The 26,991-nt window shown below is 60.2% G+C and carries 24 protein-coding genes; 9 read left to right on the top strand and 15 right to left on the bottom strand.

Translation table 11 applies throughout. The features are described from left to right. Window positions 1-5 precede the first annotated feature (5 nt). From nth to metG, 7 genes are all read right to left on the bottom strand, one after another. Window positions 6-644, bottom strand: a complete 639-nt coding sequence (gene nth / locus AC1DQM_RS22995; RefSeq protein WP_018926600.1) for an endonuclease III — start codon at window positions 642-644, stop codon at window positions 6-8. After that, window positions 641-1,255: an Rnf-Nqr domain containing protein gene (locus AC1DQM_RS22990; RefSeq protein WP_018926599.1), complete on the bottom strand. Its 615-nt coding sequence runs from the start codon at window positions 1,253-1,255 to the stop codon at window positions 641-643. Before AC1DQM_RS22990 ends, nth begins: the two co-directional genes overlap by 4 nt. Beyond that, window positions 1,248-1,859 carry an RnfABCDGE type electron transport complex subunit G gene (locus tag AC1DQM_RS22985; RefSeq protein ID WP_064616314.1) on the bottom strand — a complete coding sequence of 204 codons (612 nt, stop codon included), beginning with the start codon at window positions 1,857-1,859 and terminating at the stop codon, window positions 1,248-1,250. Before AC1DQM_RS22985 ends, AC1DQM_RS22990 begins: the two co-directional genes overlap by 8 nt. Beyond that, window positions 1,856-2,848: an RnfABCDGE type electron transport complex subunit D gene (locus AC1DQM_RS22980; RefSeq protein ID WP_018926597.1), complete on the bottom strand. Its 993-nt coding sequence runs from the start codon at window positions 2,846-2,848 to the stop codon at window positions 1,856-1,858. Before AC1DQM_RS22980 ends, AC1DQM_RS22985 begins: the two co-directional genes overlap by 4 nt. Beyond that, window positions 2,835-3,839 carry an electron transport complex subunit RsxB gene (rsxB, locus tag AC1DQM_RS22975; RefSeq protein WP_477746905.1) on the bottom strand — a complete coding sequence of 335 codons (1,005 nt, stop codon included), beginning with the start codon at window positions 3,837-3,839 and terminating at the stop codon, window positions 2,835-2,837. Before rsxB ends, AC1DQM_RS22980 begins: the two co-directional genes overlap by 14 nt. After that, window positions 3,836-4,405, bottom strand: coding sequence for an electron transport complex protein RnfA (locus AC1DQM_RS22970; protein WP_064616316.1), 570 nt, complete (start codon window positions 4,403-4,405; stop codon window positions 3,836-3,838). The genes rsxB and AC1DQM_RS22970 overlap by 4 nt, the downstream gene beginning before the upstream one ends. A gap of 144 nt (window positions 4,406-4,549) precedes the next feature. After that, complete coding sequence (gene metG / locus AC1DQM_RS22965) at window positions 4,550-6,604, bottom strand: methionine--tRNA ligase (protein WP_086946091.1); 2,055 nt, start codon at window positions 6,602-6,604, stop codon at window positions 4,550-4,552. Between the two features lie 319 nt (window positions 6,605-6,923). Between metG and apbC the strand changes: the two genes are divergently transcribed. Next, window positions 6,924-8,018: an iron-sulfur cluster carrier protein ApbC gene (gene apbC, locus AC1DQM_RS22960; RefSeq protein WP_477746904.1), complete on the top strand. Its 1,095-nt coding sequence runs from the start codon at window positions 6,924-6,926 to the stop codon at window positions 8,016-8,018. 64 nt (window positions 8,019-8,082) lie between these two features. Here apbC and AC1DQM_RS22955 read toward each other — a convergent pair whose 3' ends face one another. Continuing rightward, window positions 8,083-8,841: an SDR family oxidoreductase gene (locus AC1DQM_RS22955; protein WP_018926591.1), complete on the bottom strand. Its 759-nt coding sequence runs from the start codon at window positions 8,839-8,841 to the stop codon at window positions 8,083-8,085. Window positions 8,842-9,006: 165 nt separating this feature from the next. On the opposite strand from AC1DQM_RS22955, the gene AC1DQM_RS22950 reads away from it, so the two are divergent. The 4 genes from AC1DQM_RS22950 to groL all read left to right on the top strand — a co-directional run bounded on the left by AC1DQM_RS22950 (window position 9,007) and on the right by groL (window position 12,516). Next, window positions 9,007-9,738 (top strand): HugZ family pyridoxamine 5'-phosphate oxidase, encoded by a 732-nt coding sequence (locus tag AC1DQM_RS22950; RefSeq protein WP_026286457.1) that lies wholly within the window; start codon window positions 9,007-9,009, stop codon window positions 9,736-9,738. Between the two features lie 66 nt (window positions 9,739-9,804). Then, entirely contained in the window at window positions 9,805-10,281 is a 477-nt protein-coding gene (locus AC1DQM_RS22945) for an FxsA family protein (RefSeq protein WP_019651370.1), read from the top strand. A 245-nt stretch (window positions 10,282-10,526) separates the two neighbouring features. Further along, complete coding sequence (locus AC1DQM_RS22940; RefSeq protein WP_018926588.1) at window positions 10,527-10,820, top strand: co-chaperone GroES; 294 nt, start codon at window positions 10,527-10,529, stop codon at window positions 10,818-10,820. Window positions 10,821-10,869: 49 nt separating this feature from the next. Next, window positions 10,870-12,516: a chaperonin GroEL gene (gene groL, locus AC1DQM_RS22935; protein ID WP_018926587.1), complete on the top strand. Its 1,647-nt coding sequence runs from the start codon at window positions 10,870-10,872 to the stop codon at window positions 12,514-12,516. 175 nt (window positions 12,517-12,691) lie between these two features. On the opposite strand, the gene AC1DQM_RS22930 is transcribed toward groL, so the two are convergent. Together AC1DQM_RS22930 and AC1DQM_RS22925 are read right to left on the bottom strand one after the other, a co-directional pair. Then, window positions 12,692-13,435 carry a phosphatase PAP2 family protein gene (locus tag AC1DQM_RS22930; RefSeq protein ID WP_064616318.1) on the bottom strand — a complete coding sequence of 248 codons (744 nt, stop codon included), beginning with the start codon at window positions 13,433-13,435 and terminating at the stop codon, window positions 12,692-12,694. Window positions 13,436-13,488: 53 nt separating this feature from the next. Further along, window positions 13,489-15,438: an LTA synthase family protein gene (locus AC1DQM_RS22925; protein ID WP_138866895.1), complete on the bottom strand. Its 1,950-nt coding sequence runs from the start codon at window positions 15,436-15,438 to the stop codon at window positions 13,489-13,491. 201 nt (window positions 15,439-15,639) lie between these two features. Here AC1DQM_RS22925 and colR point away from each other — a divergent pair, with 201 nt between their 5' ends. The 4 genes from colR (at window position 15,640) to AC1DQM_RS22905 (ending at window position 18,772) form a co-directional block, all read left to right on the top strand. Then, window positions 15,640-16,323, top strand: a complete 684-nt coding sequence (gene colR, locus AC1DQM_RS22920; protein WP_007938890.1) for a two-component system response regulator ColR — start codon at window positions 15,640-15,642, stop codon at window positions 16,321-16,323. Then, a complete protein-coding gene (locus AC1DQM_RS22915; RefSeq protein WP_064616320.1) occupies window positions 16,313-17,593 on the top strand; it encodes a sensor histidine kinase in 1,281 nt (426 codons plus the stop codon). Before colR ends, AC1DQM_RS22915 begins: the two co-directional genes overlap by 11 nt. A gap of 141 nt (window positions 17,594-17,734) precedes the next feature. After that, the gene (locus AC1DQM_RS22910; protein ID WP_064616321.1) at window positions 17,735-18,403 is read left to right on the top strand and encodes a class I SAM-dependent methyltransferase; all 669 of its coding nucleotides are present in this window, start codon (window positions 17,735-17,737) and stop codon (window positions 18,401-18,403) included. A gap of 141 nt (window positions 18,404-18,544) precedes the next feature. Beyond that, window positions 18,545-18,772: a hypothetical protein gene (locus AC1DQM_RS22905; RefSeq protein ID WP_082920824.1), complete on the top strand. Its 228-nt coding sequence runs from the start codon at window positions 18,545-18,547 to the stop codon at window positions 18,770-18,772. Between the two features lie 57 nt (window positions 18,773-18,829). Here the strand turns inward: AC1DQM_RS22905 and AC1DQM_RS22900 are convergent, their stop codons facing one another. From AC1DQM_RS22900 to AC1DQM_RS22880, 5 genes are all read right to left on the bottom strand, one after another. Next, window positions 18,830-21,856, bottom strand: coding sequence for a multidrug efflux RND transporter permease subunit (locus tag AC1DQM_RS22900; protein ID WP_477746903.1), 3,027 nt, complete (start codon window positions 21,854-21,856; stop codon window positions 18,830-18,832). Between the two features lie 13 nt (window positions 21,857-21,869). Then, entirely contained in the window at window positions 21,870-23,018 is a 1,149-nt protein-coding gene (locus tag AC1DQM_RS22895) for an efflux RND transporter periplasmic adaptor subunit (RefSeq protein ID WP_477746902.1), read from the bottom strand. Between the two features lie 214 nt (window positions 23,019-23,232). Then, entirely contained in the window at window positions 23,233-24,330 is a 1,098-nt protein-coding gene (locus tag AC1DQM_RS22890; RefSeq protein WP_018926579.1) for a DUF1513 domain-containing protein, read from the bottom strand. 14 nt (window positions 24,331-24,344) lie between these two features. Next, window positions 24,345-25,409: an imelysin family protein gene (locus AC1DQM_RS22885; RefSeq protein ID WP_018926578.1), complete on the bottom strand. Its 1,065-nt coding sequence runs from the start codon at window positions 25,407-25,409 to the stop codon at window positions 24,345-24,347. Window positions 25,410-25,436: 27 nt separating this feature from the next. Further along, window positions 25,437-26,864 (bottom strand): di-heme oxidoreductase family protein, encoded by a 1,428-nt coding sequence (locus tag AC1DQM_RS22880; protein WP_477746901.1) that lies wholly within the window; start codon window positions 26,862-26,864, stop codon window positions 25,437-25,439. Window positions 26,865-26,991 lie beyond the last annotated feature (127 nt).

Here is a 26,991-nt window from a genome sequence, read left to right as displayed (position 1 = left end):
GAGCCTCAATCGTCCGAGGTCTTTTGCTTGTATTCGCATAAGTCCTCGATCCGGCAGCTGCCACAACGCGGCTTGCGGGCCAGGCAAACGTAGCGTCCGTGGAGAATCAGCCAGTGATGGGCGTCGAGCAGATACTCCTTCGGCACGAATTTCATCAGTTTCTGCTCCACCTCGACCACATTCTTGCCCGGAGCAATGCCGGTACGGTTGCTGACCCGGAAAATGTGGGTGTCCACGGCCATGGTCAGCTGACGAAAGGCGGTATTGAGCACCACATTGGCGGTCTTGCGGCCGACGCCGGGCAACGCTTCCAGCGCTTCGCGGGTCTGCGGTACTTCACCGCCATGGCGCTCTACCAGCAAGCGACAGGTTTCGATCACGTTTTTTGCTTTGCTGTTATACAGGCCGATGGTCTTGATGTACTCCGATAATCCTTCAACGCCCAAGGCATAAATCGCCGCCGGCGTATTGGCCACCGGAAACAGTTTGGCGGTGGCCTTGTTGACGCCGACATCGGTCGATTGCGCCGAGAGAATCACGGCAATCAGCAGTTCGAACGGCGAGGAATAGGCCAGCTCGGTCTTCGGTTCAGGATTGTCTTCGTGAAACCTGCGGAAAATTTCCAGACGTTTTGCGGCATTCATGGGCGATGCGTTTCCTCGAAGGAGGTCAATGTGGGGGAGGGGCGGGTCCAGGCCTGACGTGCGGCGATCAGCAGCCCCAGCAGAATAAACCCGCCGGGGGCCAGCGTGGCCAAGCGCAGGCCACCGTCAGCGGTGAGCACCCAACCTTGCCAGTCCGGTTGCATGGCAGCGGTCAGCCAGGGCAGATGGCTACCCAGTGTCCCGTTGCCGATAAGCTCGCGGAGCAGGCCCAGGCCAATCATCAAGGCGCCGAACAGGCCGCACAGGCGCAGGCGGTCACGCCTTGTGCCCTGGAAAAAACCGTTATGTTCCAGCACCACGCATTGCAAGGCGATCAATCCGGTATAGAACCCCAGATGCTGGTGCCATTGAAGCGACCAGGCTTGCATGGCGAGTTCTACACAACTGGTCAGTGTGGCAGCCAGCAGGAGGCAGGCCAGTAAATGGGTTGCCGGAATCAGTCGTGAGCGCAAGATACCCATGCTCACGTCATAAACACTGAGCACCAGAGCGAACATCAGCCACAGGCCTAGAGCCGTTACCAACGAATCAGTGACGCCGATCAGAGGCGCAAGCATCAGCGAGTTCTGCAGGGTTGATGACTTATTCATGGGCGCTGCTCCCGATCAGCGGTTGCCGGTGTTCATCGAAGTAACGCAATGCATCGTGGGTGGCATTGATCACCGCTCTTGAGGTGATGGTCGCGCCTGCGATCTGATCGAATTGCCCTCGGTCCTTTTTCAAGGCCCAGCCAGTGTCGCTTGGTTCGCCTAGAGACTTGCCGGTAAACACTTGCAGCCAGGCATTGGGCCAGTCGGCGAGCTTGCCGCCCAGCCCCGGGGTTTCCGATTGCTTGAGGGTTTTGACCCCCAGCAACGTGCCATGGGGGTCGATGGCGATCAGCAAATCGATGGCGCCGGCGTAGCCCAGTGTCTGGCTGCGCAGCAATACCGCGCTCGGTTGGCCGGCCTTGGACGCCAGATAGCCATTCAGCAGCGTGCTGTTGGGCAGGCGTGTTTTTTCGACGTTGAGGGGGTGTTCCAGTGGCTGATTGTCGTAGCTGTCGGGCGCTAGCAGATCCAGCAAATTGCGGCTGTCGATCAGGCGTTGTTCAGCGGCAATGCGTGCGGCGCTGGTGTACTGCGCGAGGTAAGTCGCGCCTGTCCCCAGGCCTGCCAGTAATACCAGGGTCACAACGCTTGTCGCTCGGTTCATGGGCTGACCTGCGCTTGTCTGGAGGCAGCAAACCGCTCCAGCGCCGGTACACAGAGGTTCATCAGCAGGACGGCAAAAGCCACCCCGTCGGGATAGCCGCCCCACGTGCGAATCAAGTAAGTCAGCAGCCCCACTCCGGCGCCGAACAGCAACCGGGCCGTGGGGTTTTTCGCGCCGGATACCGGTTCCGTCACGATGAAGAAGGCACCCAGCATGCTCGCGCCAGTGAGCAGATGGAAGAGTGGCGAGCCATGGGAATCGGAGCCCGAACCGTTCCAGCACAACAGGCTGATGACGAACAGGCTGGCGAGCATGCCGACCGGCGCATGCCAGCTGAACACCCGCCGTTGCAGCAGAAACGCGCCGCCGGCCAGGAAGGCCAGGTTGACCCATTCCACGCCCCGGCCGCCGAAATGGCCGAATGCCGGGTTGCCGGCAAACAGTTCGTCCATGGTCAGGCTTTTGTTGATTCGCAGGCTGTCCAGCGCGGTGGCCTGGGCCCACGCGTCTGGTGTCTGGCCGAGGTTGAAGCCGAACACTTGTTGCAGGCCAGCGAGGAAGTCCATGCCATGGGACGACGGCCAATGGGTCATTTGCTGAGGAAACGTCACTGAAGCCAGGGCGAAACCGAGCATCGCCGGGTTGAACGGATTCCTGCCGACGCCGCCATACAGGTGCTTGCCGAAAAAAAGTCCGAATGCCGCTGCGCTGACCGTCAGCCACCACGGGCAATAAGGCGGCAAGGCCAGGGCCAACAGGGTCGCGCTGACCAGCGCACTGCCATCGCTCACTGTCGGTTTTACAGGTTGCTTGCGCAGCTGTAACACCGCTGCTTCAACGGCCAGTGCAGTAGCTGCCGTCAGAATCAGGTTGATCAACACGCCCCAACCGTACAGCCAGAACAACATCAGCATTCCCGGCAGGGTGGCCAGCAACACCAGCTTCATGGCCTGCTGAAGGCGTTCATCCACCGATTCAAGGGGCGGCATAGGCATCCACCTGCCGCTCGGCTTCGCTGAGCGCATGTTGCAATGCTGTGATCTGTTCGGCCGGCGCTTCGTTTGTTTGAGCCTTCTTGAGTTCGGCGCGGCGCATGGCCAACTGGATCTTCGCCCGTTTCAGCTCGGCATCGTTTGTCGGAACAGGTGGAGTAGCTACCACCGGTGCACTGCTTTCCAGCAGCAACAGCGCCTGTTCGGCAGCTTCGAACTGCTGTTGCAGCACGATCAGTTGCGATTGCTGTTCGAAGGTCGGTGGATGCCCGAAGGCCTTGAGCGATTTATTCAGCTGCGCCCGACTCATCGCCAGATCGACCTTGGCCTTTTTCAGCGCCGCATCGGCATTGGCGGCCTTCTGCGCACGCACGCGCTCGAGCGCGGCCTGAACCGGGTCGAGCGTCACTTCACTGTGCTGCACGGCGCGTTGGGCGCGGGCCTGACGTTCGGCGAGTTTCTGTTCCTCTTCGCGATGTAGGCGGGCATTGCGCTGTTCGAAGCGACGTCGCGCGCGGTTGCGCTTGGCGGCCCGGGCCTGTTGCTCCTCCAGGCTGAACGCCAGCCCACCGACAATCGGCAGCGTGGCCAGCGGTAGCGGATGCATCTCGATGCAATCCACCGGGCAGGGCGCCACGCAGAGGTCGCAACCGGTGCATTCGTCGACGATGACCGTGTGCATGAATTTCGCCGCGCCGACAATCGCGTCGACCGGGCAGGCCTGAATGCATTTGGTGCAGCCGATGCATTCGGCTTCGCGGATGTACGCGATTTGCGCCGGTGCCGAACCGCGACTGACGTCCAGTTCCAGCACCGGCACTTTCAGCAGCTCGGCGAGGGCCGCGATGGTTTCGCTGCCGCCCGGTGGGCACTTGTTGATCGGCTCGCCGCTGGCGATGCCTTCGGCGTACGGTTTGCATCCGGGGTGGCCACACTTGCCGCATTGGGTCTGCGGCAAGAGGGCATCGATGCGTTGAATCAGACTCATGTTTTGATCAGCCCGCTGAATCCGAGAAAAACCACTGCGATCAATCCGGCGCCGATCAATTCGATCGGCAGGCCGCGAAAGGGCAGGGGGACATCGTTATCGAGTGTGCGTTGGCGCAAGTCGCTGAACAGGCTCAGCACCAGCCAGAAACCCAGCCCGGCACCGAGGCTCAAGGCTATGGCGTGGAAAAGTCCCTTGTCGTCCTGAGCGTTGAGCAGGGTCAGCCCAAGCACGCCGGCATTGCCCAGCAGCAGGGGCCAGAGACCCTCGAATGAAAGCTTGGCGAATAACCGTGGAAGCAGTTTCAGCAGCGGGCCGATCAGCAGAACGCTCAGCGGCAGGAATACGAACAGTCGCAGCGACGTCAGCCCCAGCGGCACCAGCAGCCAGTGGTAGAGCGCATGGCCGAGCGTGCCGACGATCAGCATCAGGCACGTCGTCGCGATGCCCAATGCATGCACTTGTCGCCGCTCGCTGCCCAGCACCGGATCGACGCCCAGCGGCCAGTGCAACACGAGGTTGTTGATCAGGGCAGCGCTGATAAGCGTAAGAAGCAGTTCGGTCATGATCGTGCCGGTAAGAACAGGGCTTTCTTAAGGGGCTCTCTAAAAAGAGATTAGGCATTATCCGGCAAGGAAGGAGGGTGGGCCAGATATGAAAATCCCACAGTCGCGCCGGGCACGACTGTGGGATCGGTTTAGCGCAGGACCTTACTTGATGCGCTGACCTGGCTTGGCGCCACTGTCGGGGCTCAGCAGATAGATTTCTTCGCCACCAGGGCCGGCCGCCATCACCATGCCTTCGGAGATCCCGAATTTCATTTTGCGGGGCTTGAGGTTGGCAATCATCATGGTCAGGCGACCTTCAAGCTTGGCCGGGTCCGGGTAGGCGCTCTTGATGCCGGAGAGCACGTTGCGTTGCTCGTCACCGATGTCCAGGGTCAGGCGCAGCAGTTTGTCGGCACCTTCGACGGCTTCGGCCTTGAGGATCAGGGCGACGCGCAGGTCGACCGCGGCAAAGGTATCGAACTCGATCTCCGGCGACAGCGGATCCTTGGCCAGTTCGCCGTTGCCTTGAGGCGCGGCAGCTTCGCCGGTGTCGGTCTGGCTGGCGGTCAGGTCTTCTTTCGAGGCGTCGGTCATGGCTTGCACTTTTACCGGGTCGATGCGGGTCATCAACGGTTTGAACTCGTTCAGCTGATGGTTGCTGAGCAAGGTGGCGTGGTCGTTCCAGGTCAGCGGTGCGACGTTCAGGAACGCCTCGGCATCGGCGGCCAGCAGCGGCAGCACCGGCTTGAGGAAAATCACCAATTGGCGGAACAGGTTGATACCCAGGGCGCAAATGGCCTGGACTTCATCCTGCTTGCCTTCCTGTTTGTTCAGCGACCATGGCGCCTTGTCGGCGATCCAGGCGTTGGCTCGGTCGGCCAGGCCCATGATTTCGCGCATGGCCCGGGCGAAGTCACGCGCCTCGTAGGCTTCGGCGATGCTCGGTGCTGCGGCCAGGAACGCTTCGGTCAGCTCTGGCGCGGCGTTGCCGGCCACCAGCACGCCAGCGTTGCCTTTGTTGATGAAACCGGCGCAACGGCTGGCGATGTTGACGACTTTGCCGACCAGGTCCGAGTTGACCTTCTGCACGAAGTCTTCGAGGTTCAGGTCCAGGTCATCGACGCCACGGCTCAGCTTGGCTGCGTAGTAGTAGCGCAGGTATTCCGGCGACAGGTGATCCAGATAGGTCCGGGCCTTGATGAAGGTGCCGCGGGACTTGGACATCTTCTGACCGTTGACGGTCAGGTAGCCGTGCACGTTGATGCCGGTCGGTTTACGGAAACCGGCGCCTTCGAGCATCGCTGGCCAGAACAGGGCGTGAAAGTTGACGATGTCCTTGCCGATGAAGTGGTACAGCTCGGCGGTGGAGTCCTTGCCCCAGAACGCGTCGAAATCAAGTGCAGGCGTACGGTTGCACAGGTTCTTGAAGCTGGCCATGTAGCCGATCGGCGCGTCCAGCCACACGTAGAAGTACTTGCCCGGCTCATCGGGAATTTCGAAGCCGAAGTACGGCGCATCGCGGGAGATGTCCCACTGTTGCAGGCCGGCGTCCAGCCATTCGGCGATCTTGTTGGCCACGGCCTCTTGCAAGGTGCCGCTGCGGGTCCAGGCTTGCAGCATTTCCTGGAAGTCCGGCAGCTTGAAGAAGAAGTGCTGGGAATCCTTGAGCACCGGCGTGGCGCCGGAGATCGCCGACTTCGGATCTTTGAGGTCGGTCGGCGCGTAGGTTGCACCGCATTTTTCGCAGTTGTCGCCGTACTGGTCTTCGGTGCCGCATTTCGGGCAGGTGCCCTTGATGAAGCGGTCGGCCAGGAACATTTTCTTTTCCGGGTCGAAGTACTGCGTGATCGAGCGCGTGGCGATGTGCCCGGCGTCGCGCAGCTTCAGGTAGATCTGGCTCGACAGCTCACGGTTTTCTTCGGCGTGAGTGGAGTGGAAGTTGTCGAAGTCCACCAGGAACTCGGCAAAGTCGGCGCTGTGTTCAGCCTGGACGTTGGCGATCAGTTGTTCCGGGGTGATGCCTTCCTTTTCCGCGCGCAGCATGATGGCCGAACCGTGGGCGTCGTCGGCGCAGACATAAATGCATTGGTTACCGCGATGCTTCTGGAAGCGCACCCACATATCGGTCTGGATGTATTCCAGCATATGGCCGAGGTGGATCGAACCATTGGCATAGGGCAGGGCGCTGGTGACGAGGATCTTGCGTGGCTCGGACATGGGGCTCGGCTACTTGATGAAACGGAGGTCGGCCACTATAAAGCGCCGGCGCATATTTTTCACCCTTCGGGCCTGTTTCCGGATGCATCGACTGCCATAACCTGTGGCGAGGGGGCTTGCCCCCGTTCGGCGGCGCAGCCGTCGTAAAGCAAGTCAGCACGGTATTCCAGGCAAAAAACACTTAGGGCCGCTTCGCGCCCCAACGGGGGCAAGCCCCCTCGCCACAGGTAAACCTGTTCGCCACGGTATTCTGTCGCCACAAATGTGTGTCCGGCGTAGGATACCCGCCTGATTTTCAGTCTTGCTATCGGAGTTGCCCATGAGCGCCGTCAATCGCGCAGCGGTGGAAGCCGTCCTTCGCCAATACACCGACCCTTATCTGAACCAGGACCCGGTCAGCGCCGGGTGCGTGCGCAGCATCGATGTTCAGGGCGATCGCGTCAGCGTCCAGCTGGAACTGGGTTACGCCGCCGGTCTGTTCAAGAGTGGCTGGGCGCAGTTGTTGCAGATGGCCATCGAGGGCCTGGATGGCGTGGTCACTGCCCGTGTCGAGATCACCAGCGTGATTGCCGCGCACAAGGCCCAGGCACAGATTCCGGGGTTGGCCAACGTCAAAAACGTGGTGGCCGTGGCGTCTGGAAAGGGAGGCGTGGGCAAATCCACCACGGCCGCCAACCTGGCGCTGGCGTTGGCTCGTGAAGGTGCCAAAGTGGGGATTCTCGACGCGGACATCTACGGTCCGAGCCAGGGCATCATGTTCGGCATCCCTGAAGGCACCCGTCCTCAGGTCAAGGATCAGAAATGGTTCATTCCGATCGAGTCCCATGGCGTCGAAGTGATGTCCATGGCCTTCCTGACCGACGACAACACGCCGATGGTCTGGCGTGGGCCGATGGTGTCCGGCGCCTTGTTGCAACTGGTCACGCAAACGGCCTGGGGCGACCTGGATTACCTGGTCATCGACATGCCGCCAGGCACCGGCGACATCCAGTTGACCCTGGCGCAAAAAGTCCCGGTGGCCGGTGCGGTGATCGTGACCACCCCGCAGGATCTGGCATTGCTGGATGCGCGCAAGGGCGTGGAAATGTTCCGCAAGGTCAACATCCCGGTGCTGGGCGTGGTCGAAAACATGGCCGTGCACATCTGCTCCAACTGCGGGCATGCCGAGCATTTGTTCGGTGAGGGCGGGGGTGCGAAGCTGGCCAACCAGTACGACGTCGAACTGTTGGCTTCGTTGCCGCTGTCGATGCTGATCCGCGAACAGGCCGATGGCGGCAAGCCAACGGTGATCGCCGAGCCTGACAGCCAGATTGCGATGGTTTACCAGGAACTGGCCCGCCATGTCGGCGCGCGGATCGTGTTGCAGGAAGCTGCGACGCCGGCGATGCCGAACATCACCGTCAGCGACGATTAAATCGCTGAAAAGAGATCGCAGCCTCGCTTCGCTCGACACGAGGCTGCGATCTTTTGATATTGCTTTAGATACGCAACCCGCCATCCAGCTCCAGAATCCGACCGGTGTAGTAGTCATTCTCGAAAATGTAGGCCGCCGACTGGGCGATCTCTTCGGGTTTGCCCATGCGCTTGAGCGGAATCCCGGAAGTCATTTTTTCCAGCGCTTCAGGTTTCATGCTCAGGGTCATTTCAGTTTCGATGAAGCCCGGCGCAATGCCCGCCACGCGAATCCCGTAGCGCGCCAGTTCCTTGGCCCAGGTCACGGTCGCCGCAGCGACACCGGCCTTGGCGGCGGAGTAGTTGGTCTGGCCGATATTGCCGGCGCGTGAGATCGACGAGATATTGATGATCGCGCCGCTGTTGTTCAGCTCGACCATTTTTGCCGCGACTTCACGGGTGCACAGGAACACGCCGGTCAGATTGACGTCGATCACCGCTTGCCATTGGGCCAGGCTCATCTTGGTCATTTCGCCATCCTTGACCTTCAGCAACAGGCCGTCACGCAAAATGCCGGCGTTGTTGATCAGGCCATGGATCGCGCCGAAATCGTCGGCCACCTGGCTGACCATGTGGGTCACTTGCTCTTCATCGGCGACGTTGCACAAGTAGGCACGGGCCTCGACACCCTTGGCCTTGCAAGCGGCGACGGCGGCGTCGAGTTTTTCCTGGTTCAGGTCCACCAGGGCCAGCTTGGCGCCACGACCTGCAAGATACTCGGCCATGGAACGGCCTAAACCCTGGCAACCGCCGGTGATAATGATTACTTTGTCAGTGAGTTGCATTCGCATAGCCCCATAGCCGATCGGAGTGTTTCTCCTTCTAGAGGGCCTCTCGATCTGAGCCTGATGTGGCCTGGCTGCACATGAGAACTGCCCCTGTGGCGTACTGGAACTTTCACCCAAACGCCTGTCCGTTTTTTCGACGGAATCTATATAAGGAGTCATAAATTGAGCGTTGTAGTGGCTAAGCATGCCCGAGAATTGCTTCTCAAGGAATACCGTGGAGTGCTCTCGACGCACTCCAAAGCGATGCCCGGTTTCCCGTTTGGCTCCGTGGTTCCGTACTGTCTGGACGAACAGGGCCGGCCGCTGATCCTTATCAGCCGCATCGCTCAGCACACTCACAACCTGCTGAAGGATCCGAAATGCTCGCTGCTGGTGGGTGAACGCGAGGCCGAAGACGTGCAAGCCGTTGGTCGGCTGACCTACCTGGCCGAAGGGGAAAAACTCGAGGACACCGCAGCCATCGAAGCGGCAGCCGAGCGTTACTACCGCTATTTCCCGGATTCGCAGAACTATCACAAGGCCCACGATTTCGATTTCTGGGTGCTCAAACCGGTACGCCACCGTTACATCGGCGGCTTCGGCGCGATTCACTGGGTCGACCAACTGACCCTCGCCAACCCGTTCGCCGGCAAGGCCGAAGTGAGCATGGTCGAGCACATGAATGCCGATCACGCCAAAGCCATCGCCCACTATGTCGACTTGGCGGGCCTGCCGAAAACCGTGCCGGCGCAATTGGTCGGCATCGACAGCGAAGGCATGCACTTGCGCATCGGCCAGGGGCTCTACTGGCTGCCGTTTCAAGCGCCTTGTAATACGCCGACACAAGTCCGGGAAGCCTTGGTTTTCCTGGCTCACGCCGAACATTGGCCGAAAAATCAAGTGGCCGATGCTTGAATTCACGAAACGGCGACGTCATCTAAGGAACACTGGCAAGGCTTACTTGCGTTGAGGAACCATTTGATGCGCCCTTTTTTGTTGCTCTTTGTACTGTTTCCGGTGTTGGAGCTGTTCGTATTCGTCAAGGTCAGCGGAGCGATCGGGTTTTTCCCGGCCCTGCTGCTGATCATTCTCGGCTCGATGCTCGGCGTGTTCGTGCTGCGTATCGCCGGTCTGGCTACTGCGCTGCGCGCTCGTGAAAGCCTGAGCCGCGGCGAGTTGCCGGCCCAGACCATGCTCGAAGGCCTGATGCTGGCCCTGGCGGGGGGGCTGTTGATTCTGCCGGGCTTCGTCACCGACGTGCTGGGTCTGATTATGTTGCTGCCGATCTCTCGTCGACTGCTGGCCAATAAAATGCGCCAGCGCGCCGAGGAACAAGCGATGCGCCAGCGTGCGTTCGCCGATGACCTTCAGCCGCGGGGCGGTCCTGCTCCACGTCAGCCGTTGGGCCGTGAGCCTAACGTGATCGAAGGCGAGTTCGAACACCGCGACTCCAAGTAACATGTCCATCGACACGGCACCTTTGGGTGCCGTGTTCATTTTCAGGGTATCGACGTAAAAATTTCGCTCTCGGCCCTTGAAATAGGCTCGCGCGCCCTTATGTAACGGTCACCGCAAGGTTTCTGGCAATTGCGCCAGACAGACTTCCGCGGTTCGCTCGACGAACCGCACCCGGCGCCGCCGGATTTGTTAAACCCGCCGGGACTACACCGGCCGATGAAAACCACAATTAGGAGAGATCGACAATGAAGCTTCGTCCTCTGCATGACCGCGTCGTTATCCGTCGCAGCGAAGAAGAAAAGAAAACCGCTGGCGGTATCGTCCTGCCAGGTTCGGCTGCTGAGAAGCCAAACCAGGGTGAAGTCCTAGCTGTAGGCCCAGGCAAAGTGCTGGACAACGGCGAAGTGCGTGCACTGTCCGTGAAAGTGGGTGACAAGGTGGTGTTCGGCCCGTACTCCGGCAGCAACACTGTGAAAGTCGATGGCGAAGACCTGGTGATCATGGCTGAGAACGAGATTCTCGCTGTTGTCGAAGGCTGATTCCCCGCTCATTTTCCCGCTACTACAAAGTATTTAAGGAATATCGATCATGGCTGCTAAAGAAGTTAAATTCGGCGACTCCGCCCGCAAGAAAATGCTCACCGGTGTCAACGTTCTGGCTGACGCAGTAAAAGCGACCCTGGGCCCGAAAGGCCGTAACGTGATCATCGAGAAGAGCTTCGGCGCTCCGACCATCACCAAGGACGGCGTTTCCGTAGCCAAAGAAATCGAACTCGAAGACCGCTTCGAAAACATGGGCGCGCAGCTGGTCAAAGACGTTGCCTCCCGTGCCAACGATGACGCAGGCGACGGTACCACCACCGCTACCGTTCTGGCTCAGTCGATCGTCAACGAAGGCCTGAAAGCCGTCGCTGCCGGCATGAACCCGATGGACCTGAAGCGCGGTATCGACAAAGCGACCATCGCGATCGTCAAGGAACTGAAAGCCCTGTCCAAGCCTTGCGCTGACACCAAGGCAATCGCTCAGGTAGGTACCATCTCGGCCAACTCCGACAACTCCATCGGCGACATCATTGCCGAAGCCATGGAAAAAGTCGGTAAAGAAGGCGTGATCACCGTTGAAGAAGGCTCGGGCCTGGAAAACGAACTGTCGGTTGTTGAAGGCATGCAGTTCGACCGTGGCTACCTGTCCCCGTACTTCGTCAACAAGCCAGAGACCATGACTGCCGAGCTGGACGGTCCGCTGATCCTGCTGGTCGACAAAAAGATCTCGAACATCCGCGAAATGCTGCCAGTACTGGAAGCCGTTGCCAAAGCCGGCCGTCCACTGCTGATCGTGGCCGAAGACGTTGAAGGCGAAGCCCTGGCGACTCTGGTTGTGAACAACATGCGTGGCATCGTTAAAGTCGCAGCCGTCAAGGCTCCAGGCTTCGGCGACCGTCGCAAGGCCATGCTGCAGGACATCGCTGTTCTGACCGGCGGTACCGTGATCTCCGAAGAGATCGGTCTGAGCCTGGAAAGCACTACCCTGGAACACCTGGGTAATGCCAAGCGCGTGATCCTGTCCAAAGAAAACACCACCGTGATCGACGGCGCCGGCGTTGAGGCTGATATCCAGGCTCGCGTGACCCAGATCCGTCAACAAGTGGCCGACACTTCGTCCGACTACGACCGTGAAAAACTGCAAGAGCGCCTGGCCAAACTGTCCGGCGGCGTTGCAGTGATCAAGGTCGGCGCTGGTTCCGAAGTTGAAATGAAAGAGAAGAAAGCCCGCGTTGAAGACGCCCTGCACGCTACCCGTGCAGCCGTTGAAGAAGGCGTGGTACCTGGCGGCGGCGTGGCACTGATCCGTGCCCTGCAAGCCATCAGCGAACTGAAAGGCGACAACGCCGATCAGGACGTCGGTATCGCTGTTCTGCGTCGTGCGGTTGAAGCGCCACTGCGTCAGATCGTTGCCAACTCCGGCGACGAGCCAAGCGTGGTTGTCGACAAGGTCAAGCAAGGCGCGGGTAACTTCGGTTACAACGCTGCCACCAGCGAATACGGCGACATGATCGAAATGGGCATCCTGGACCCAACCAAGGTGACCCGTTCGGCTCTGCAAGCTGCATCCTCGATTGGCGGTCTGATCCTGACCACCGAGGCCGCTGTTGCCGAAGCACCGAAGAAAGACGGTGCAGCTGGCGGCGGTATGCCAGACATGGGCGGTATGGGTGGCATGGGCGGCATGATGTAAGCCAGCCTTACCCCTATAAAAAAGCCCCGCCTGCGTCGAGCAGGCGGGGCTTTTTATTGCCTTCATTTTGGTAGGTCCGCAGATCGCGTCGCGGCCATCCATCGCGGGCAAGCCACGATCCCACAGTGGATTGCGTAAACCTGTGGGAGCAGGGCTTGCTCGCAATGGCGTCGGTTCAGGCGCTGACCGGTTTTGCCTCGTTCGCCTGTTCAGTCTTGGAGGCCGGCCGGTACAGGATGTTGTAGTACGCACCCAGGCAAAACAGCCAGCAGAAAATCGCCGTCCACACGTTGTGCGAGAAGAAGTGCGCGCCCTGCATCATCCGGCCGATGGAAAACACCGAGCCCAACGTGAAAGCGAAGATAAACGCATAGCGTGCCAGCCGTGGGCGTCGGTCACGCAACACAAAGAACAACGCAAACAGGGTGAAACCGGTCGCCGCATGACCACCGGGCCAGCAGCGGCCTGGCTTGTCGGTATGCGGGCGAGGACTCAGCAGTTCGCTGTAGGTTTCGTGCCCGCCGAATTGTTCCAGGCTCCATGGGCATTGCACCGCCGTTGCCGCTTTGAGCGGAGTGACAAAGGAGGTTGACAGCGCCAGAGACAACACCAGGCAACCCATTTCACGTTTGAACGGTTTGAGCCTTTCAATGAAAAAGGAACTGACAAAGCCGAGGATAGAGAACACCGAAAAGGCAATGACCACTTGCTTGGCCCGGTCATGCAGGATGTTTTCCAGGAAATAACTGTGGCGCCCGATGAACGCACCGGCGACCGGATCATAGAACAGCTTGGCAAGGTCCATGTCCAGGGACGTCAACTCGAGCAGCATCAGGGTGATCGCCGCAATGGCGGGCACTCCCAGGCACAGCCAGAAATTGAGCGGGCGGGAGACGGGACGGACAGCGGTTGATGACATGGTGGATCCTGATGAATGGAAAAACCCCGGGGCATCAGCCCGGGGCCATTCGATTAACGTTCGCTGACTTGGCGGATGCCCTCCGTGGGCGCTTTCCAGCCGAGCAGCTGTTGCTTGAAGCCATGACTGGCAGTTTGGTAGTAAGTGATTGCGCGGGTGATCAACGGATCACCTGTGGTTGCCTGTGATTCGCGACTGTCGGTCAGTGCATCGTCGTGGCGACGCAGACCCTCACGCGGGCTCAGGATCGCTAAATCCTTACCATCGAACAAGCCCAGATGTTGATAGTTGCCCACCACCACTCGCGGCGGCAGTGGATTGTCCTGCAACAGGTTGCGACCGAAGAACGTCGACTGGTAATCCAGGTTCAGCAGCCCGAGCAACGTTGGCGCAAGGTCGATCTGACTGGCCAGCTGTGCGGTTTCCCGAGCGTCGATCAGCTTCGGTGCATAGATGAACAGCGGAATCTGATAGTTGCTGATCGGCAAGTCTTCTTTGCCGGCGCTGCCAGCCGTGTGGTCGGCAACGAAGACGAAGATTGTATTATCGAACCAGGGTTTTTTGCGCGCCTGATCGAGGAACTGACCAATGGCGAAGTCGGTGTACTTCACCGCACCGTCGCGTCCGTTACCGGATTTGATATCGATACGGTTATCCGGGTAGGTGTAGGGGCGATGGTTGGAGGTGGTCATCAGTTGCAGTAGAAACGGCTGTTGCCTGGCGTAGTCGGCATCGGCCAGTTTCAGGGTCTGGTTATAGAGGTCTTCGTCAGCCATTCCCCAGGCGTTCTTGAAGTGAATCTCTGATTCATCGACGCTGCTCTGGTCGACGACGCGATAGCCGTTGCCGCTGAAGAACGCGTTCATGTTGTCGAAGTAACCGCGCCCGCCATACACGAATACGCTGTCGTAACCCACGGCGCCAAGTTGCTGGCCGAGGCTGGCGAATCCGCTTTCACGACCCACGCGCTTGACGATCGAGCGCCCCGGCGTCGGTGGAATGGCCAGGGTGATGGCCTCCAGGCCGCGATCGGTGCGGGTGCCGGTGGCGTAGAAATTATTGAAGTACAGGCTTTGTTTGCGCAAGGCATCGAGGTTTGGTGTCAGGTTGCGATCGTCGCCATTGCTGCCCATGTACTTGGCACTGAAGCTTTCGATGGTGACCAGCACGATGTTGGGTTTTCGTTCGGTGCCGGGATTATCGATCATCCGGCGGATGTCCTGCGGATCCTCGCCGATGAAGCGAGCGTTGGGCTCGGTCAGTTCAGCGCGAATCTGTTGCGCGACGACGGAGGTCGGCAGGGTGCTGTAGAACTGCGGGTAATCCAGTTCGTTATTGCGAAAGGCGGCGAAGAACTGGTACGGGCCATTGCTCGCCAGTTCGTTCTGATAGGCATTGCCGCCCTGAGCGCGCGGCGCATCCTGGCTGAGCAGTTGCGCGCTCAGGCCCGCGACGATCAGCAGGCCGAGCGCATTCAGCAGACGCCCGCGCATGGCAGGCAATGGTGCGTCCAGCGCAGCGTTGAAGGATTTGCGCAGCGCAAGGCTCAGGACCACGGCCAGCACCGCGAGCAGGCTCAGCAGCTTGCCGATCGGGTACGACTCCAGCAGGTTATTCAGCACTTCGTCGGAGTAGACCAGGTAATCGACGGCGATAAAGTTGAAACGCACACCGAACTCATCCCAGAACAGCCATTCGGCCACCGACGTGAACAGCATGGCGAACAGGCTGACGGTCAGCAGGCCCTGAAGGAACCAGCGATGGCCACGGCGGCGCCACAAGGCCGGCGGGCATAGCAGCAGATAGAGGCCCATGGGCAGCGCCGCGTAGGCAATGAAACCCAGGTCATAAAGCAGGCCGATGCCAAACACGGACAGGAGCCCGCTGCCGGCCTCATCCAGGTGAGTGAGGAGCAGAACGCTTCGGGTCAGGAGAAAAATGACCAGCCAGGAACCGGTTACCAGTAGCAGAAAGCGCATTGGCGCCGTCTTCAAACAATCCATTATCTACATTCCCTATATCAATCGCGCGAAAGTTTCTCTTGAACGCTGTAGTCGGGTTGTGAACCGACAGTGAAAAACTTGTTAGCACCATTATTTGGTTGAGCGCATCGATTCTACGACCGGCCGCCCTAGCCCTGAGTCACACTAGGCCTTAAGCTGCGCGGGCCAAGACGGCCGTTACTGTATACGGAGGAGGTGCCGATGCGAATTCTATTGGTTGAAGACAACCGCGATATCCTGGCCAACCTGGCCGATTATCTGGGGCTCAAAGGTTACACCGTGGATTGCGCGCAGGACGGTTTATCTGGCTTGCACCTGGCGGCCACCGAGCATTACGACTTGATCGTACTCGATATCATGCTGCCCGGTATCGATGGCTACACCCTGTGCAAACGCCTGCGCGAAGACGCCCGCCGTGATACGCCGGTGATCATGCTCACTGCGCGCGATCAACTGGACGACCGTCTGCAAGGCTTCAAATCCGGCGCCGACGATTACTTGATCAAACCCTTTGCCCTGTCAGAACTGGCGGCGCGCATCGAGGCGGTCATGCGCCGTGCCCAAGGTGGCGGTCGCCGTGCCTTGCAGGTCGGCGATCTGAGCTACGACCTCGATACCCTGGAGGTGACGCGCGAAGGCCGTCTGCTGAAACTCAACCCGGTGGGCCTGAAGTTGCTGGCGGTGTTGATGCAGAAAAGCCCGCACGTGCTGCGCCGGGAAATTCTCGAAGAGGCCCTGTGGGGCGACGACTGCCCGGACAGCGACAGCCTGCGCAGCCACGTCCATCAATTGCGCCAGGTGATCGACAAGCCGTTCGCCAAACCCCTGCTGCACACGGTGCACGGCGTCGGTTATCGCTTGGCCGAGGGCCGTGATGGAGTTTAAGCAGAGCCTTTCGCAACGGATCATCATCGCCTTTGCGTTGATGAGCGCATTGGTCGCGGGAGCCTTCGCGATAGGCATCATCGCGACCGTGCACCTGGTGGAGGAGAAACTGATTTCGTCAGGTCTGGGTGGCGATTTGCAACGCCTGTTGCTGATGGACAGCGTGACGGACTGGAGCCACCGCCCCGAGCCGGACCAGTTGTTCTATTTCAGCGGCGGGCCGGGCGATTTTGAGTTACCCAAGGATTTGCGGCACCTGGACTCGGGTTTTCATGAAGTCTTTCGCGACCATCTGTCGTATCACGCCATGGTCGAAATCGTCGACGGACGGCGCTACGTGCTGTTGCAGGACCAGAGCGATTTCGAAGAGCGTGAACGGGTGCTGTTTGCCGTAGTGCTGGTGGGGTTCGTACTGAGCCTGGCGCTGGCGGTATTTCTGGGCTGGGTGCTGGCGCGCAAGGTGATGGCGCCGGTGGTGCGACTGGCCCGCCAGGTGCGCCATCGCGATCAGCTGTTGGGCCTGGCACCGCCACTGGCGCCGGATTATGCCGCCGATGAAGTGGGCGAGCTGGCCGTGGCCTTCGACGCCACCCTCGGGCGCTTGCGTCAGGCGTTGACCCGTGAGCGATTGTTCACCAGTGACGTCAGCCACGAACTGCGCACGCCATTGATGGTGTTGGCCAGTTCCTGTGAATTGTTGCTGGAAAACCCCGGCATCGATCAGCGCGGGCGTGCCCAGGTCGAGCGGATCGCCCGGGCTTGCGCAGAGATGCGCGAGTTGGTGCAGACCTTCCTCATGCTGGCCCGCGCTCAGCATGAAGACGCCAGCATGGGCCCCCAGCAGAGCCTCAGTCAGGTGGCCGACGGGTTGCTTTGCCAATGGCGCGAACCGATCGAAGCCAAGGGCCTGACGTTGAACGTCGAGTTGGGCAACCCGCCGGACACTCGCTATAACGCGACGCTTCTGCACGCGGTGATGGGCAACCTGTTGCGTAATGCGCTGCATTACACCGAGCATGGGTTTATCCGCTTGGCCCTGACGGATACGGGGTTCGTGGTCGAGGACAGTGGTGTGGGCATTCCGGAAGAAAAACGCGAGGCGATGTTCGAGCCTTTCGTGCGCGGCAGCGAAAAGCGTGGCGAGGGCTTGGGGCTGGGGCTGTCGCTGGTGCAACGGATCTGCGAGAACCAGGGCTGGAGTGTCAGCCTGACGAACATGGAGCCCAACGGTTGTCGCTTCCAGGTGGAGTTGAGTCAGAAAAAGCGGTGAATGGGTTGAAAAATAAATCGGCTCCGTAAAACCCTGAAATGATTCCGGGTTTACCTGACGAAATTTTCACCAACGCATGACCTGACGCTGACACCCCGCAACTTAAGGTGGTTGTCATCAGAAGCTCAGGAGATTGCAGTCATGGCTGGCCCGATAAAGCTCGGCTTCTCCGAAAAATACGACGATCAACCCGCACAGAAAAATGTGCGCAAGCACCAGGTGGGGCTCGGTCGCCGGCTGTCCCAATGGCGTGATGAACACCTGGCGCGAAAGGCCCTGGCGTTGGCCGGTGAACCTGGCCTGGTCCTCGATTTGCCCTGCGGTGCCGGGCGTTTCTGGCCGTTGCTCGCGGAAAAGCACAACCGTGTCATCATCGGGGCCGACAACTCGGTGTCCATGCTCAAGACTGCCATGCGCACTCAACCCGCCGACGTGGTCAAAAGGGTACAACCCTTGCACACGTCTGCATTCGACATTGCCTTGCCCGATAACGCGGTCGACAGCATTTTCTGCATGCGTCTGCTCCATCACATCGGTGAAGCCGAGCAACGACTGACCATCCTGCGTGAATTCGAGCGTGTCACCCGCGACAGCGTGATTGTTTCGTTGTGGGTAGACGGCAATTTCAAGGCCTGGAAACGCAAGCGCGCCGAGAGGATGCGTGGGCAGGAAGGTTACCAGACTCGATTTGTGTTACCGGCTGCCACGATTGAAAAGGAGTTCGAGCAGGCGGGTTTCCATATTCAGGGGCAAATGGATTTTTTACCGCTCTATGCCATGTGGCGGGTCTATGTATTACGCAAGAGGTAACGGAATGACAGTGCACTATGCAGCTGCGCCCCATGACCTGAAGCAAAGGCGTCGCCACTCGTCGTTCAGCGATACAGACGGGGAAAAACTCGTCTACTTTTATAACAAGGCGTTTGGCAGCGCTATCAAAGGCTTATTGCAATGAAACTCGAAATTGCACGAGGTTTGTTTTTAGCCGGAGCCTTGGCAGTTGCTTCTTTGGCGGTGGCTGCCTGGGAGCAGCCCCGCACGCAAGTCCTCAGTTCCGTGCACGGCGACGCACGTTGTCCGTTGCCCCGGGTAGCCAAAGCACCCGTGGCCACTCAACCCGATCATGACTTGTTACTGTTCATGTTCGGACTTTCTCAGGGACTGAGGCCACAGAGTTGAACAGATTGAAGCCCAAATAAAAGGCCTCGCAGTTGCGAGGCCTTTTGCTTTTTGACGTTAAGGTTTATCGGGTTTGGCCAGCAATGTGTAAATGCATGGCAGCACGAACAAGGTGAACAGCGTCCCGATCGACATCCCCGTTGCGATCACCGTGCCGATGTCGAACCGGCTGACGGCTCCCGCGCCCGTGGCGATGATCAACGGCACCATGCCGAACACCATTGCCGCTGTGGTCATCAATACCGGGCGCAGGCGAATGGCCGCCGCTTCCTCCACCGCTTCGCGAGGTGTCAGGCCTTTCTCCTTGCGTAACTGGTTGGCGAACTCGACGATCAGGATCCCGTGCTTGCTGATCAGTCCGATCAACGTCACCAGCCCCACCTGGGTATAGATGTTCATGCTCGACCAGCCGAGGAACAACGGGATCAATGCGCCACAGATCGACAGCGGCACAGTCACCAGAATCACCAGCGGATCGCGGAAGCTTTCGAACTGGGCCGCCAGCACCAGGAAGATGATCGCCAAGGCCAGGGCGAAGGTGACCCACAGCGCGCTGCCTTCCTGAACGTATTGCCGTGAGACACCGGCATAGTCGACGGCGTAACCCGTCGGTGCCTCTTCCCGGGCGATCTGGCGCACGGTGTCGATGGCTTCACCCATGCTGACCAGCGGGACCCCGGAAAGAATCGCCGAGTTGAGTTGCTGGAACTGGTTCAACTGACGCGGCCGCGCGCGGTCGGTCACGGTGATCAGGGTCGACAGGGGCAGCAGTTCGCCCTTGGTGTTCCTGACGTAATAATGGTTCAGCCAGTCAGGGTTATCGCGGTAGGGCCGTTCCACCTGAGCGATGACCTTGTAGCTGCGACCTTCGATGGTGAACCGGTTGATCTCCGCCTCGCCCAGCATCGTCGCAAGAGTACCGCCCAGGTCCTGCATGGACACACCCATCTGCGCAGCCTTGGCGCGATCGATATCCACTACCACTTCGGGCTTGTCGAAGGCCAGGTCGACGTCGACAAAAGCAAACTTGCCGGATTCCATCGCTCTTTTTTTCACTCGGTCCATCACCTGCAGCAGCGCCTCGTAGCTGTTAGCCGAGTTGATCACGAATTGAAACGGCAAGCCCTCGCCGGTGCCTGGCAGGGACGGCAGGTTGAAGCCGAATATTTGCAGTCCGGGAATGCTTTCCAGTTTGCTCTGGACCAGCGGCAGGATCTGCATCTGGGTCCGGTGGCGTTCATTCCAGGGTTTGAGCAGGAAGCCGCCGATCCCCGATTGCACGCCGTTGAAGCCGTTGATCTGGAACGAGGAGTAGTACTCGGGAAACTCCTTGAAAATGGCGACGAACTCGTCGGTGTAGGCGTTCATGTAGTCGAGGTTGGCTGGTTGCGGGGCGTTGGCCATCATGAAGATCACGCCCTGGTCTTCGTCCGGCGCCAGTTCCGACTTGGTGAACTTGAGCAGTATCGGGATCAGGCACAGCACGATCACCGCGAACACCAGCACTACCGACCGGGTGTTGAGAGTGCCGTGAAGCACGCGCTGGTAGCGGCGTTTGAGGCCTTCGAAGATCACGTCCAGGCGATGGGCCAGGCCGCTGGGGTTTTCATCGTGGCGCAGCAGCATGGCGCACATCATCGGCGACAGCGTCAGGGCGACGACACCGGAAATCACCACCGCCCCGGCCAGGGTCAGGGCAAACTCCTTGAACAACGCCCCCGTCAGGCCGGTCAGGAAGCCGATCGGCGCATAGACCGCCGCCAGGGTGATGGTCATCGACACCACCGGCATGGCGATCTCCCGTGCGCCCTCGATGGCCGCATCCAACGGTGTCTTGCCTTCTTCGATGTGCCGGTGGATGTTTTCCACCACCACGATGGCGTCGTCCACCACCAGTCCGATGGCCAAGACCATCGCCAGCAAGGTCAGCAGGTTGATCGAGTAGCCCATCATCTGCATGAAGAACATCACGCCGATCATCGACAGTGGAATGGTCACCACCGGGATCACCACCGAACGCAGGGCGCCGAGGAACAGGAACACCACCACAATCACGATCAGCACCGCTTCGAACAGGGTTTTCAACACCTCGTCGATGGAGGCCTGGATGAACAGCGTGGCGTCGTAGGCGATTTCGCCCTTGAGGTTTGGCGGCAGCTGGGCTTCCAGGTCCGGCATGATCTTGCGCACTTCCTTGATCACGTCCAGCGGGTTGGCGCCGGGTGTGGCCTTGATGCCGATGTACACCGAAGGTGTGCCGCCGAAGGAGCTGATGGTGTTGTAGTTCTCCGCGCCCATCTCGACCCGCGCCACGTCTCGCAACAGCACACGACTGTCACCGTCGACCTTGAGCGGAATTGCGCCAAAGGCCTCGGCGGACTTGAGTTCGGTGTTGGCGTTGATGCTGGTGACCACGTACTCGCCTTTCACTTCGCCGGCGGCGGAGAGGAAGTTGTACTGGCGCACGGCGTTGGTCACATCGCTGGCGCTCAGGCCGAAACCGGCGAGCTTCACCGGGTCCAGCCACAGGCGCATGGCGAACACCTGGTTGCCGAGAATCTCGGCTTCGGCCATGCCCGGCAGGGTCGCCAGTTTCGGCTGGATAACCCGGGACAGGTAGTCGGTGATCTGCGGGTTACTCAGCTCGTTGCTGAAGAAACTGATGTACATCAGCGCCGAGGCGCCGGTGGCTTCCTTGCTCAGCACCGGGTCTTCGGCATCCTGGGGCAGCTGGTTCTTGACCTCGTTGGCCTTGGCCAGCAGTTCGGTGAACAGGCGGTCGGTGTTGGAGCCGATACGCGCGTAGATCGAGATCACCGAGAAGTTCTGGCGACTGACCGAGGTCATGTAGTCGATGCCCTCGGCGCTGGCCAGGCTGTGCTGCATCGGTTGGGTGATATAGCCCTGGATGGTCTCGGCGTTGGCTCCGGGATAAGCGGTGGTCACCGTGATCAGGGCGTTTTCCATTTGCGGGTATTGGCGCAGCGGCAACTTGCTCCAGGCCTGGAAGCCCAGCAGCACTATCAACAGGCTGACCACGGTGGCGAGCACCGGGCGGCGGATGAACGGATCGGTAAAAGCCATGGGGATTCCTTGATCAGTCAGCGCGCGGCTGACTGTTCTTCTCAGCCAGGGTCTTGTCGTCGCTGATGGCAACGTGCGCGCCGTGGTCCAGTTTGAGCTGACCAGCCGTGACCACTTTTTCGCCGTTCTGCACGCCTTTGGTGATCATGACCATCCCGTCGCGGCGCTCGCCGGTTTCGACGAAGCGTCGTTCGGCGATCAGAACCGGTTCGCCCTTGTCGTCTTTTTCGAGGCTGCCGTCTTCGGCCTTTTTCTGCGCGACGACATACAGCGAGTTGCCATAAAGGGTGTAGCTGATCGCGCTTTCCGGCACCACGATGTGCGGCTGCGGGTCGGGCAACAACACCTGCAGGCTGGCAAACATCCCCGGCAGGAGTTTGCCATCGGGGTTGGCCAGGGTCGCGCGCACCAGCACGTTGCGGGTGCTGCTTTCTACCTTCGGGTTGATGGCGCTGACGGTGCCGGGGAAAGTTTCCGTCGGGTAGGCCGAGACGATGACCTGTACCGATTGGCCGAGGGTGATCTTCGGCACGTCCTGCTCGGGTACAAAGAAGTCGACGTAGAGGCTGCTGAGGTCTTGCAGGGTGGCGATCATCGTGCCGCTGGCCACGTATTCGCCGACGTCTACCCGACGAATACCGATGGTCCCGCTGAACGGTGCGAGGATTCGTTTTTTCTCCAGCGCCGCCTTGAGCTGATTGACCGTGGCCCGGCTCTTTTGCAATACCGCCGAGAGTCGGTCGAACTCACCTTTGGAAATAGCCTGGCTGCCTACCAGTTGGCTGCCGCGACCGTAATCCAGTTGCGCCAGTCCCAGGTCGGCCTGGGCGGTTGCCAGCAGGGCGGTTTCCACGGCGCTGTCGAGTTGCAGCAGCGGCTGACCGACCTTGACCTTCTGTCCTGACTCGAACTGAACTTCCTTGACGGTGCCGTCGACCTCCAGGCTCAGATCGACCCCTTGCAGCGCCGTAAGGGTGCCGACCGTTGGCAAACGGCTTTGCCACGGACGTTCGGTGGCGGTGGCCACGGCGACGCTGATCGGTGGTTTCGGTACAGAGAAGCCCTTCATCATCGTATAGATGGAGAAGGCTTTGTAACCGGCCAGGACCAGCAAGATTAGCAGGACAACACCCAACATGATCAGCATGCGGCGACGCAGCATATTTCCATTTCCTTGGAGAAAATCAGGTGAGACAGGCGAAAACATTACTCCCACTGCGAAGGGGATTCCAACTGTAGCAGCTGGCGCAGCCTGCGTTCGGCTGCGAAGCAGTCGTAATCCAGACACCGCGGTTCGTCTGATACAACTCGGTGTCTGATTTCACGACTGCTGCGCAGCCAAACGCAGGCTGCGCCAGCCGCTACAGGTTGCGTGTTCAGATCAGGTGAAGGTGGTTGTCCCAGAGCCCCGCAGGCAATTCCAGAGGTTTTGCAACAAGGTTTGTCTGGCGGCAATCGTAGAACCGGCAACGGCCTTGCCCGGAGGTCACGACAAAACCATCGGCCACGGCCCCGACCCCGGCGCAATCGGGAAGCGGTGCATCCAGGCGTACTTCACCGCTGTCCAGGTCCCAGATAAAAAAGCGGTTGCCCCGCGGCGCGGTCAGGGCGACCAGACGCAGTTCGCTGTGTACGGCAACGCTGGCGGTGTAATGCCCCATGGCCTGCAACTGATGCTCAGGCACCGGGAAGGCCACGAACGGTTGACCGGGGCGCTTGATCGCCAGCAGCTCCGAAGACTCGTGAGCATCGCCCATGAACTGCTGACCGGCGACGATGGTGCCGTCACTGGCGATACCCAAGTGCCGCACGCTGTTCATCTGCTGGGCCAGTGTTTCCTTGCTCAGCAGCGTGCCGTCGCGCTGCATCAGTACCAGGCTCGGTTCCATGGCATTGAGGTTCATCTCGACCCGGCTTTCGGCCTCGGTGCGAATACCGCCGTTGGCCACCACCAGCGTCTCGCCATCGGGCATCCACGACACCTGATGCGGGCCGACGCCGTGGGTGGAAATTTCGCCGCTGTGCACCAGTCGCTCACCTTCGAACTTATACACACCAAGCAGGCCACGGCCCGGATCGGAGGTGTCGTTCTCGGTGGCGTACAACCAGTCACCGCTCTGGTGAATCACCGCGTGACCGTAGAAGTGCCGGTTCGGCTGCGACACCACGGTTTGCAATAGCGTGCCGTCGCGCAGGTCGATCAGGTAGCTCTCGGTGCCCGGACGCCGAGCGACGAATAGCGCAATCGGCAGTGTCGGGTGGTTGATGATGTCATGGCAGCGCTGACCGACCTGGGTGGCAAACACCCGGGTGCCGTCCAGTCGATAACCGACGGCATAGTGCTTGCCGTCACCGTCGTCCCGCGCCGAGAGCAGCAGCGGGCTTTTGTCCTTTTGCTTGAACAGCGTCCAGCCGCCCAGTGTCACCGCACCCAGCAGCAAACTCCCTAACGTCAGAGCCTGGCGTCGCAGCATGGCACTTGCCCTCATCAGTCGCCGTCGTTGGCGTTGAAGCCCAGTTGGATGCCCAGCGCCTTGGCCAGTTCGCCTTCGTGCAAGCGGTGGACAACGTTGAGGCTGTCATAGATGTCGTTCAGCTGCTGGCGACCGGCATCGTCGGTGAGCATGTCGGTCAGCGAGCGCTGGTTGCCGGCAAGCAGTTTCAGGGACGCTGCGTAGGCCGCGTCGATCTTGTCGGCCAACGGTTTTTGCTCGCTCGGCAACAGACCGCGCAGGCCTTTGTTGTCGACACCCACCCAGACGGTTTGCGCAGCGCTCAGGCTTGCTTCCATGCCTTTGAGCGACGATTGGCTGCGCCAGGCATCGGCCTGGAATGGCTGTGGCGTACCCTTGCTCTGACGGCCCATCGGCGTGCCGAGTTTTTTCTTCAGGGTGTCCAGTGCAGTCACTTGCACACGCAGCAGATCGGCGATCGCTTCGTGTGAGTCGGCGTAGCGCTGGTTGGGGAATTTGCTCATCTGCGCGAGCATGCCGTCGTTGGTGTTCCAGCGCGACAGGATCTCTTCGGCCAGTTGCTTCTGACGCTCGCCAATGGCGGTCAGCAGCGGGCAGTATTTGGCTTTCTGAGCGCTGTCGGCCATGTCGATCTTGCTGTCGAACAGGATGTATTCATAAGCCGAGAGGCCTTGCACCACGACGCTGGACTTGGCCAGGGCGGCAGCATCGATCTGCGGCTGCGCAGTGACCAGTTGCTCGACTTGACGGCCGACGAGGTTTTTCTTGTCCGGCCAGAACTGCACCTGCCACGAACGGTTGCCTTCGGCCAGCGGCCCGATCAGCAGCGGTTGCAACTCGGCCCAGGCTTTTTGCGCGTGCAGGAAGTCGGCGCGAGCGGTGTCCAGGGTTTCCTTGCCTTGGCAGAACGCCAGGGCGCTGACCGCCAATTGCCGGTCGGCTTCCACCCAACGACTGTAGCTCGGCAGGATCACTTGCTTGGCGATGGCCGCCGAGGTGACCGCTTGCGGATCCTGGGGCGAACAGGCGCCCAGGGCGAGGGCGGCAAGGCTGGTGAACAACAATTTGGGACGGAACATGTCGGGCTCCCGCTGAAGGAATACGTATTAAAGGGAATTCAAAAACGCCAGCAACGCCGCGCGCTGCTCGGCGTTGAAAGACAAAACCTGTTGTTGCGCCGCTTTTGCCTCGCCGCCATGCCAGAGCACGGCTTCGAGCAGGTTGCGGGCGCGGCCGTCGTGCAAAAACTGGGTGTGTCCGCTGACCGTCTGCGTCAGGCCGATGCCCCACAACGGCGGCGTACGCCAGTCGCGGCCACTGGCCTGGAACTCGGTGCGGTTGTCGGCCAGACCGTCGCCCATGTCGTGCAGCAGCAGATCGCTGTAAGGGCGAATCACTTGATTGGCCAATTCAGGTTCCGCGGCGTTGGCGGCGGTGGTGTATTGAGGGGTGTGACAGGACTGGCATCCGGCCTGGAAAAACAGATTCTTGCCGGCCAGCACCTCAGGTGCGCCAACATCGCGACGGGCCGGCACGGCGAGGTTACGGCTGTAGAACAGCACCAGACGCAAAATGTTGTCGCTGACTTCCGGCTCGCCATCGGGGCCATTGCCGTTGGGCGCCTGTTTGCAAGCAGTTTGGGCGTCGGTGCAGTCATCAATGGGTCTCAGGCTGGTCGTGAGGCCCATATCACCAGAGAACGCATGAACATTCTGCTGATTGAGGTTCGGTTGCCCGGCTTTCCAGCCAAATCGTCCGAGAACAGTCTGCTGCTGCGCGTCGTCCCAGACCCGGTTCGGTCGTCCGGCGATGCCGTTTTTCTCCCGGGCCTGAGCCTCGGCGTTGGCCAGGATGGCCTCGTCGGGAATCGCTTCAAGCAAGCCCAGGCCAATCATCGGCGGTGCGATGCGCGCCGAGAAACGTGTGTCCGGGTGCATCGGGCCGTAGCCGAGTTGGGTCATCTGCAAGATTGGTTTACGCAACTCGATTTCGCTGCCGTCCTTGAAGCGTACCGGGACTGGCGTGTAATCGACGCGCACCTTGCCTTCCGGGGCGACGCCGGGCACCGCCATGTCCTGGAACTGGCCGCCGTAGACCGGCTCCGGCACCACGCCCAGTTGTTCGATGACCTTGGCGTAGGCGGGGGCATTGGGGATCGACAGGCGTACCAGCATCGACACCGCATTCGGCGCATCGGGCGTTGGCGGATGACCGCGCCCGTCCTTGATGTGGCAGTTCTGGCAGGCGTTGGTATTGAACAACGGGCCGAGGCCATCGCGGGCGGTGGTGGTCGACGGCGCGATCACCCAGGGGCTGCGAAAGAAGCTGTTGCCGACGCTGAAGTCGACGCGTCGTGACGGCGGCAGATTGGCGGAGGGCAAGGAGAATGCGTTCTTATCGGTCTTGCGCACTGTCGCGCTGCCACCGGACCGGGCTTCACCAGGTTCGGCCTGGGTAAAACGCGGGGCGTCATCGCAGGCACTCAGGCCCAGGGCCAGCAACAGTGCAGACAAGCGAAGAGGCAGCGTGGGCATCGGACATCCTGCAAGACGAGCAAAACAAGGGCGCAAAGTCTAACAGGGCAGGGGAGTTTGAATAAGAGGAATTATCGTTTGGTTGATGTGAGGCAGGGTTTGATGTCAGACCGCGTCGCCCCCATCG

This window comes from Pseudomonas sp. 01L34 (genome assembly GCF_056400265.1).
Note: the sequence above shows the minus strand (reverse complement) of the source record. Positions and strands in the feature narration are given on the sequence as shown.

Bases quoted from the DNA above. Each gene is read 5' to 3' on its own strand.
- metG (WP_086946091.1), bottom strand. From the start codon at position 6,604: ATGTCCGAGCCACGCAAGATCCTCGTCACCAGCGCCCTGCCCTATGCC.
- AC1DQM_RS22880 (WP_477746901.1), bottom strand. From the start codon at position 26,864: ATGCCCACGCTGCCTCTTCGCTTGTCTGCACTGTTGCTGGCCCTGGGC.
- colR (WP_007938890.1), top strand. From the start codon at position 15,640: ATGCGAATTCTATTGGTTGAAGACAACCGCGATATCCTGGCCAACCTG.
- AC1DQM_RS22900 (WP_477746903.1), bottom strand. From the start codon at position 21,856: ATGGCTTTTACCGATCCGTTCATCCGCCGCCCGGTGCTCGCCACCGTG.
- AC1DQM_RS22955 (WP_018926591.1), bottom strand. From the start codon at position 8,841: ATGCAACTCACTGACAAAGTAATCATTATCACCGGCGGTTGCCAGGGT.
- groL (WP_018926587.1), top strand. From the start codon at position 10,870: ATGGCTGCTAAAGAAGTTAAATTCGGCGACTCCGCCCGCAAGAAAATG.
- AC1DQM_RS22885 (WP_018926578.1), bottom strand. From the start codon at position 25,409: ATGTTCCGTCCCAAATTGTTGTTCACCAGCCTTGCCGCCCTCGCCCTG.
- AC1DQM_RS22970 (WP_064616316.1), bottom strand. From the start codon at position 4,405: ATGACCGAACTGCTTCTTACGCTTATCAGCGCTGCCCTGATCAACAAC.
- AC1DQM_RS22915 (WP_064616320.1), top strand. From the start codon at position 16,313: ATGGAGTTTAAGCAGAGCCTTTCGCAACGGATCATCATCGCCTTTGCG.
- AC1DQM_RS22945 (WP_019651370.1), top strand. From the start codon at position 9,805: ATGCGCCCTTTTTTGTTGCTCTTTGTACTGTTTCCGGTGTTGGAGCTG.
- AC1DQM_RS22925 (WP_138866895.1), bottom strand. From the start codon at position 15,438: ATGGATTGTTTGAAGACGGCGCCAATGCGCTTTCTGCTACTGGTAACC.
- AC1DQM_RS22905 (WP_082920824.1), top strand. From the start codon at position 18,545: ATGAAACTCGAAATTGCACGAGGTTTGTTTTTAGCCGGAGCCTTGGCA.
- AC1DQM_RS22980 (WP_018926597.1), bottom strand. From the start codon at position 2,848: ATGCCGCCCCTTGAATCGGTGGATGAACGCCTTCAGCAGGCCATGAAG.
- nth (WP_018926600.1), bottom strand. From the start codon at position 644: ATGAATGCCGCAAAACGTCTGGAAATTTTCCGCAGGTTTCACGAAGAC.
- AC1DQM_RS22985 (WP_064616314.1), bottom strand. From the start codon at position 1,859: ATGAACCGAGCGACAAGCGTTGTGACCCTGGTATTACTGGCAGGCCTG.
- AC1DQM_RS22940 (WP_018926588.1), top strand. From the start codon at position 10,527: ATGAAGCTTCGTCCTCTGCATGACCGCGTCGTTATCCGTCGCAGCGAA.
- AC1DQM_RS22930 (WP_064616318.1), bottom strand. From the start codon at position 13,435: ATGTCATCAACCGCTGTCCGTCCCGTCTCCCGCCCGCTCAATTTCTGG.
- AC1DQM_RS22990 (WP_018926599.1), bottom strand. From the start codon at position 1,255: ATGAATAAGTCATCAACCCTGCAGAACTCGCTGATGCTTGCGCCTCTG.
- apbC (WP_477746904.1), top strand. From the start codon at position 6,924: ATGAGCGCCGTCAATCGCGCAGCGGTGGAAGCCGTCCTTCGCCAATAC.
- AC1DQM_RS22890 (WP_018926579.1), bottom strand. From the start codon at position 24,330: ATGCTGCGACGCCAGGCTCTGACGTTAGGGAGTTTGCTGCTGGGTGCG.
- AC1DQM_RS22910 (WP_064616321.1), top strand. From the start codon at position 17,735: ATGGCTGGCCCGATAAAGCTCGGCTTCTCCGAAAAATACGACGATCAA.
- AC1DQM_RS22895 (WP_477746902.1), bottom strand. From the start codon at position 23,018: ATGCTGCGTCGCCGCATGCTGATCATGTTGGGTGTTGTCCTGCTAATC.
- rsxB (WP_477746905.1), bottom strand. From the start codon at position 3,839: ATGAGTCTGATTCAACGCATCGATGCCCTCTTGCCGCAGACCCAATGC.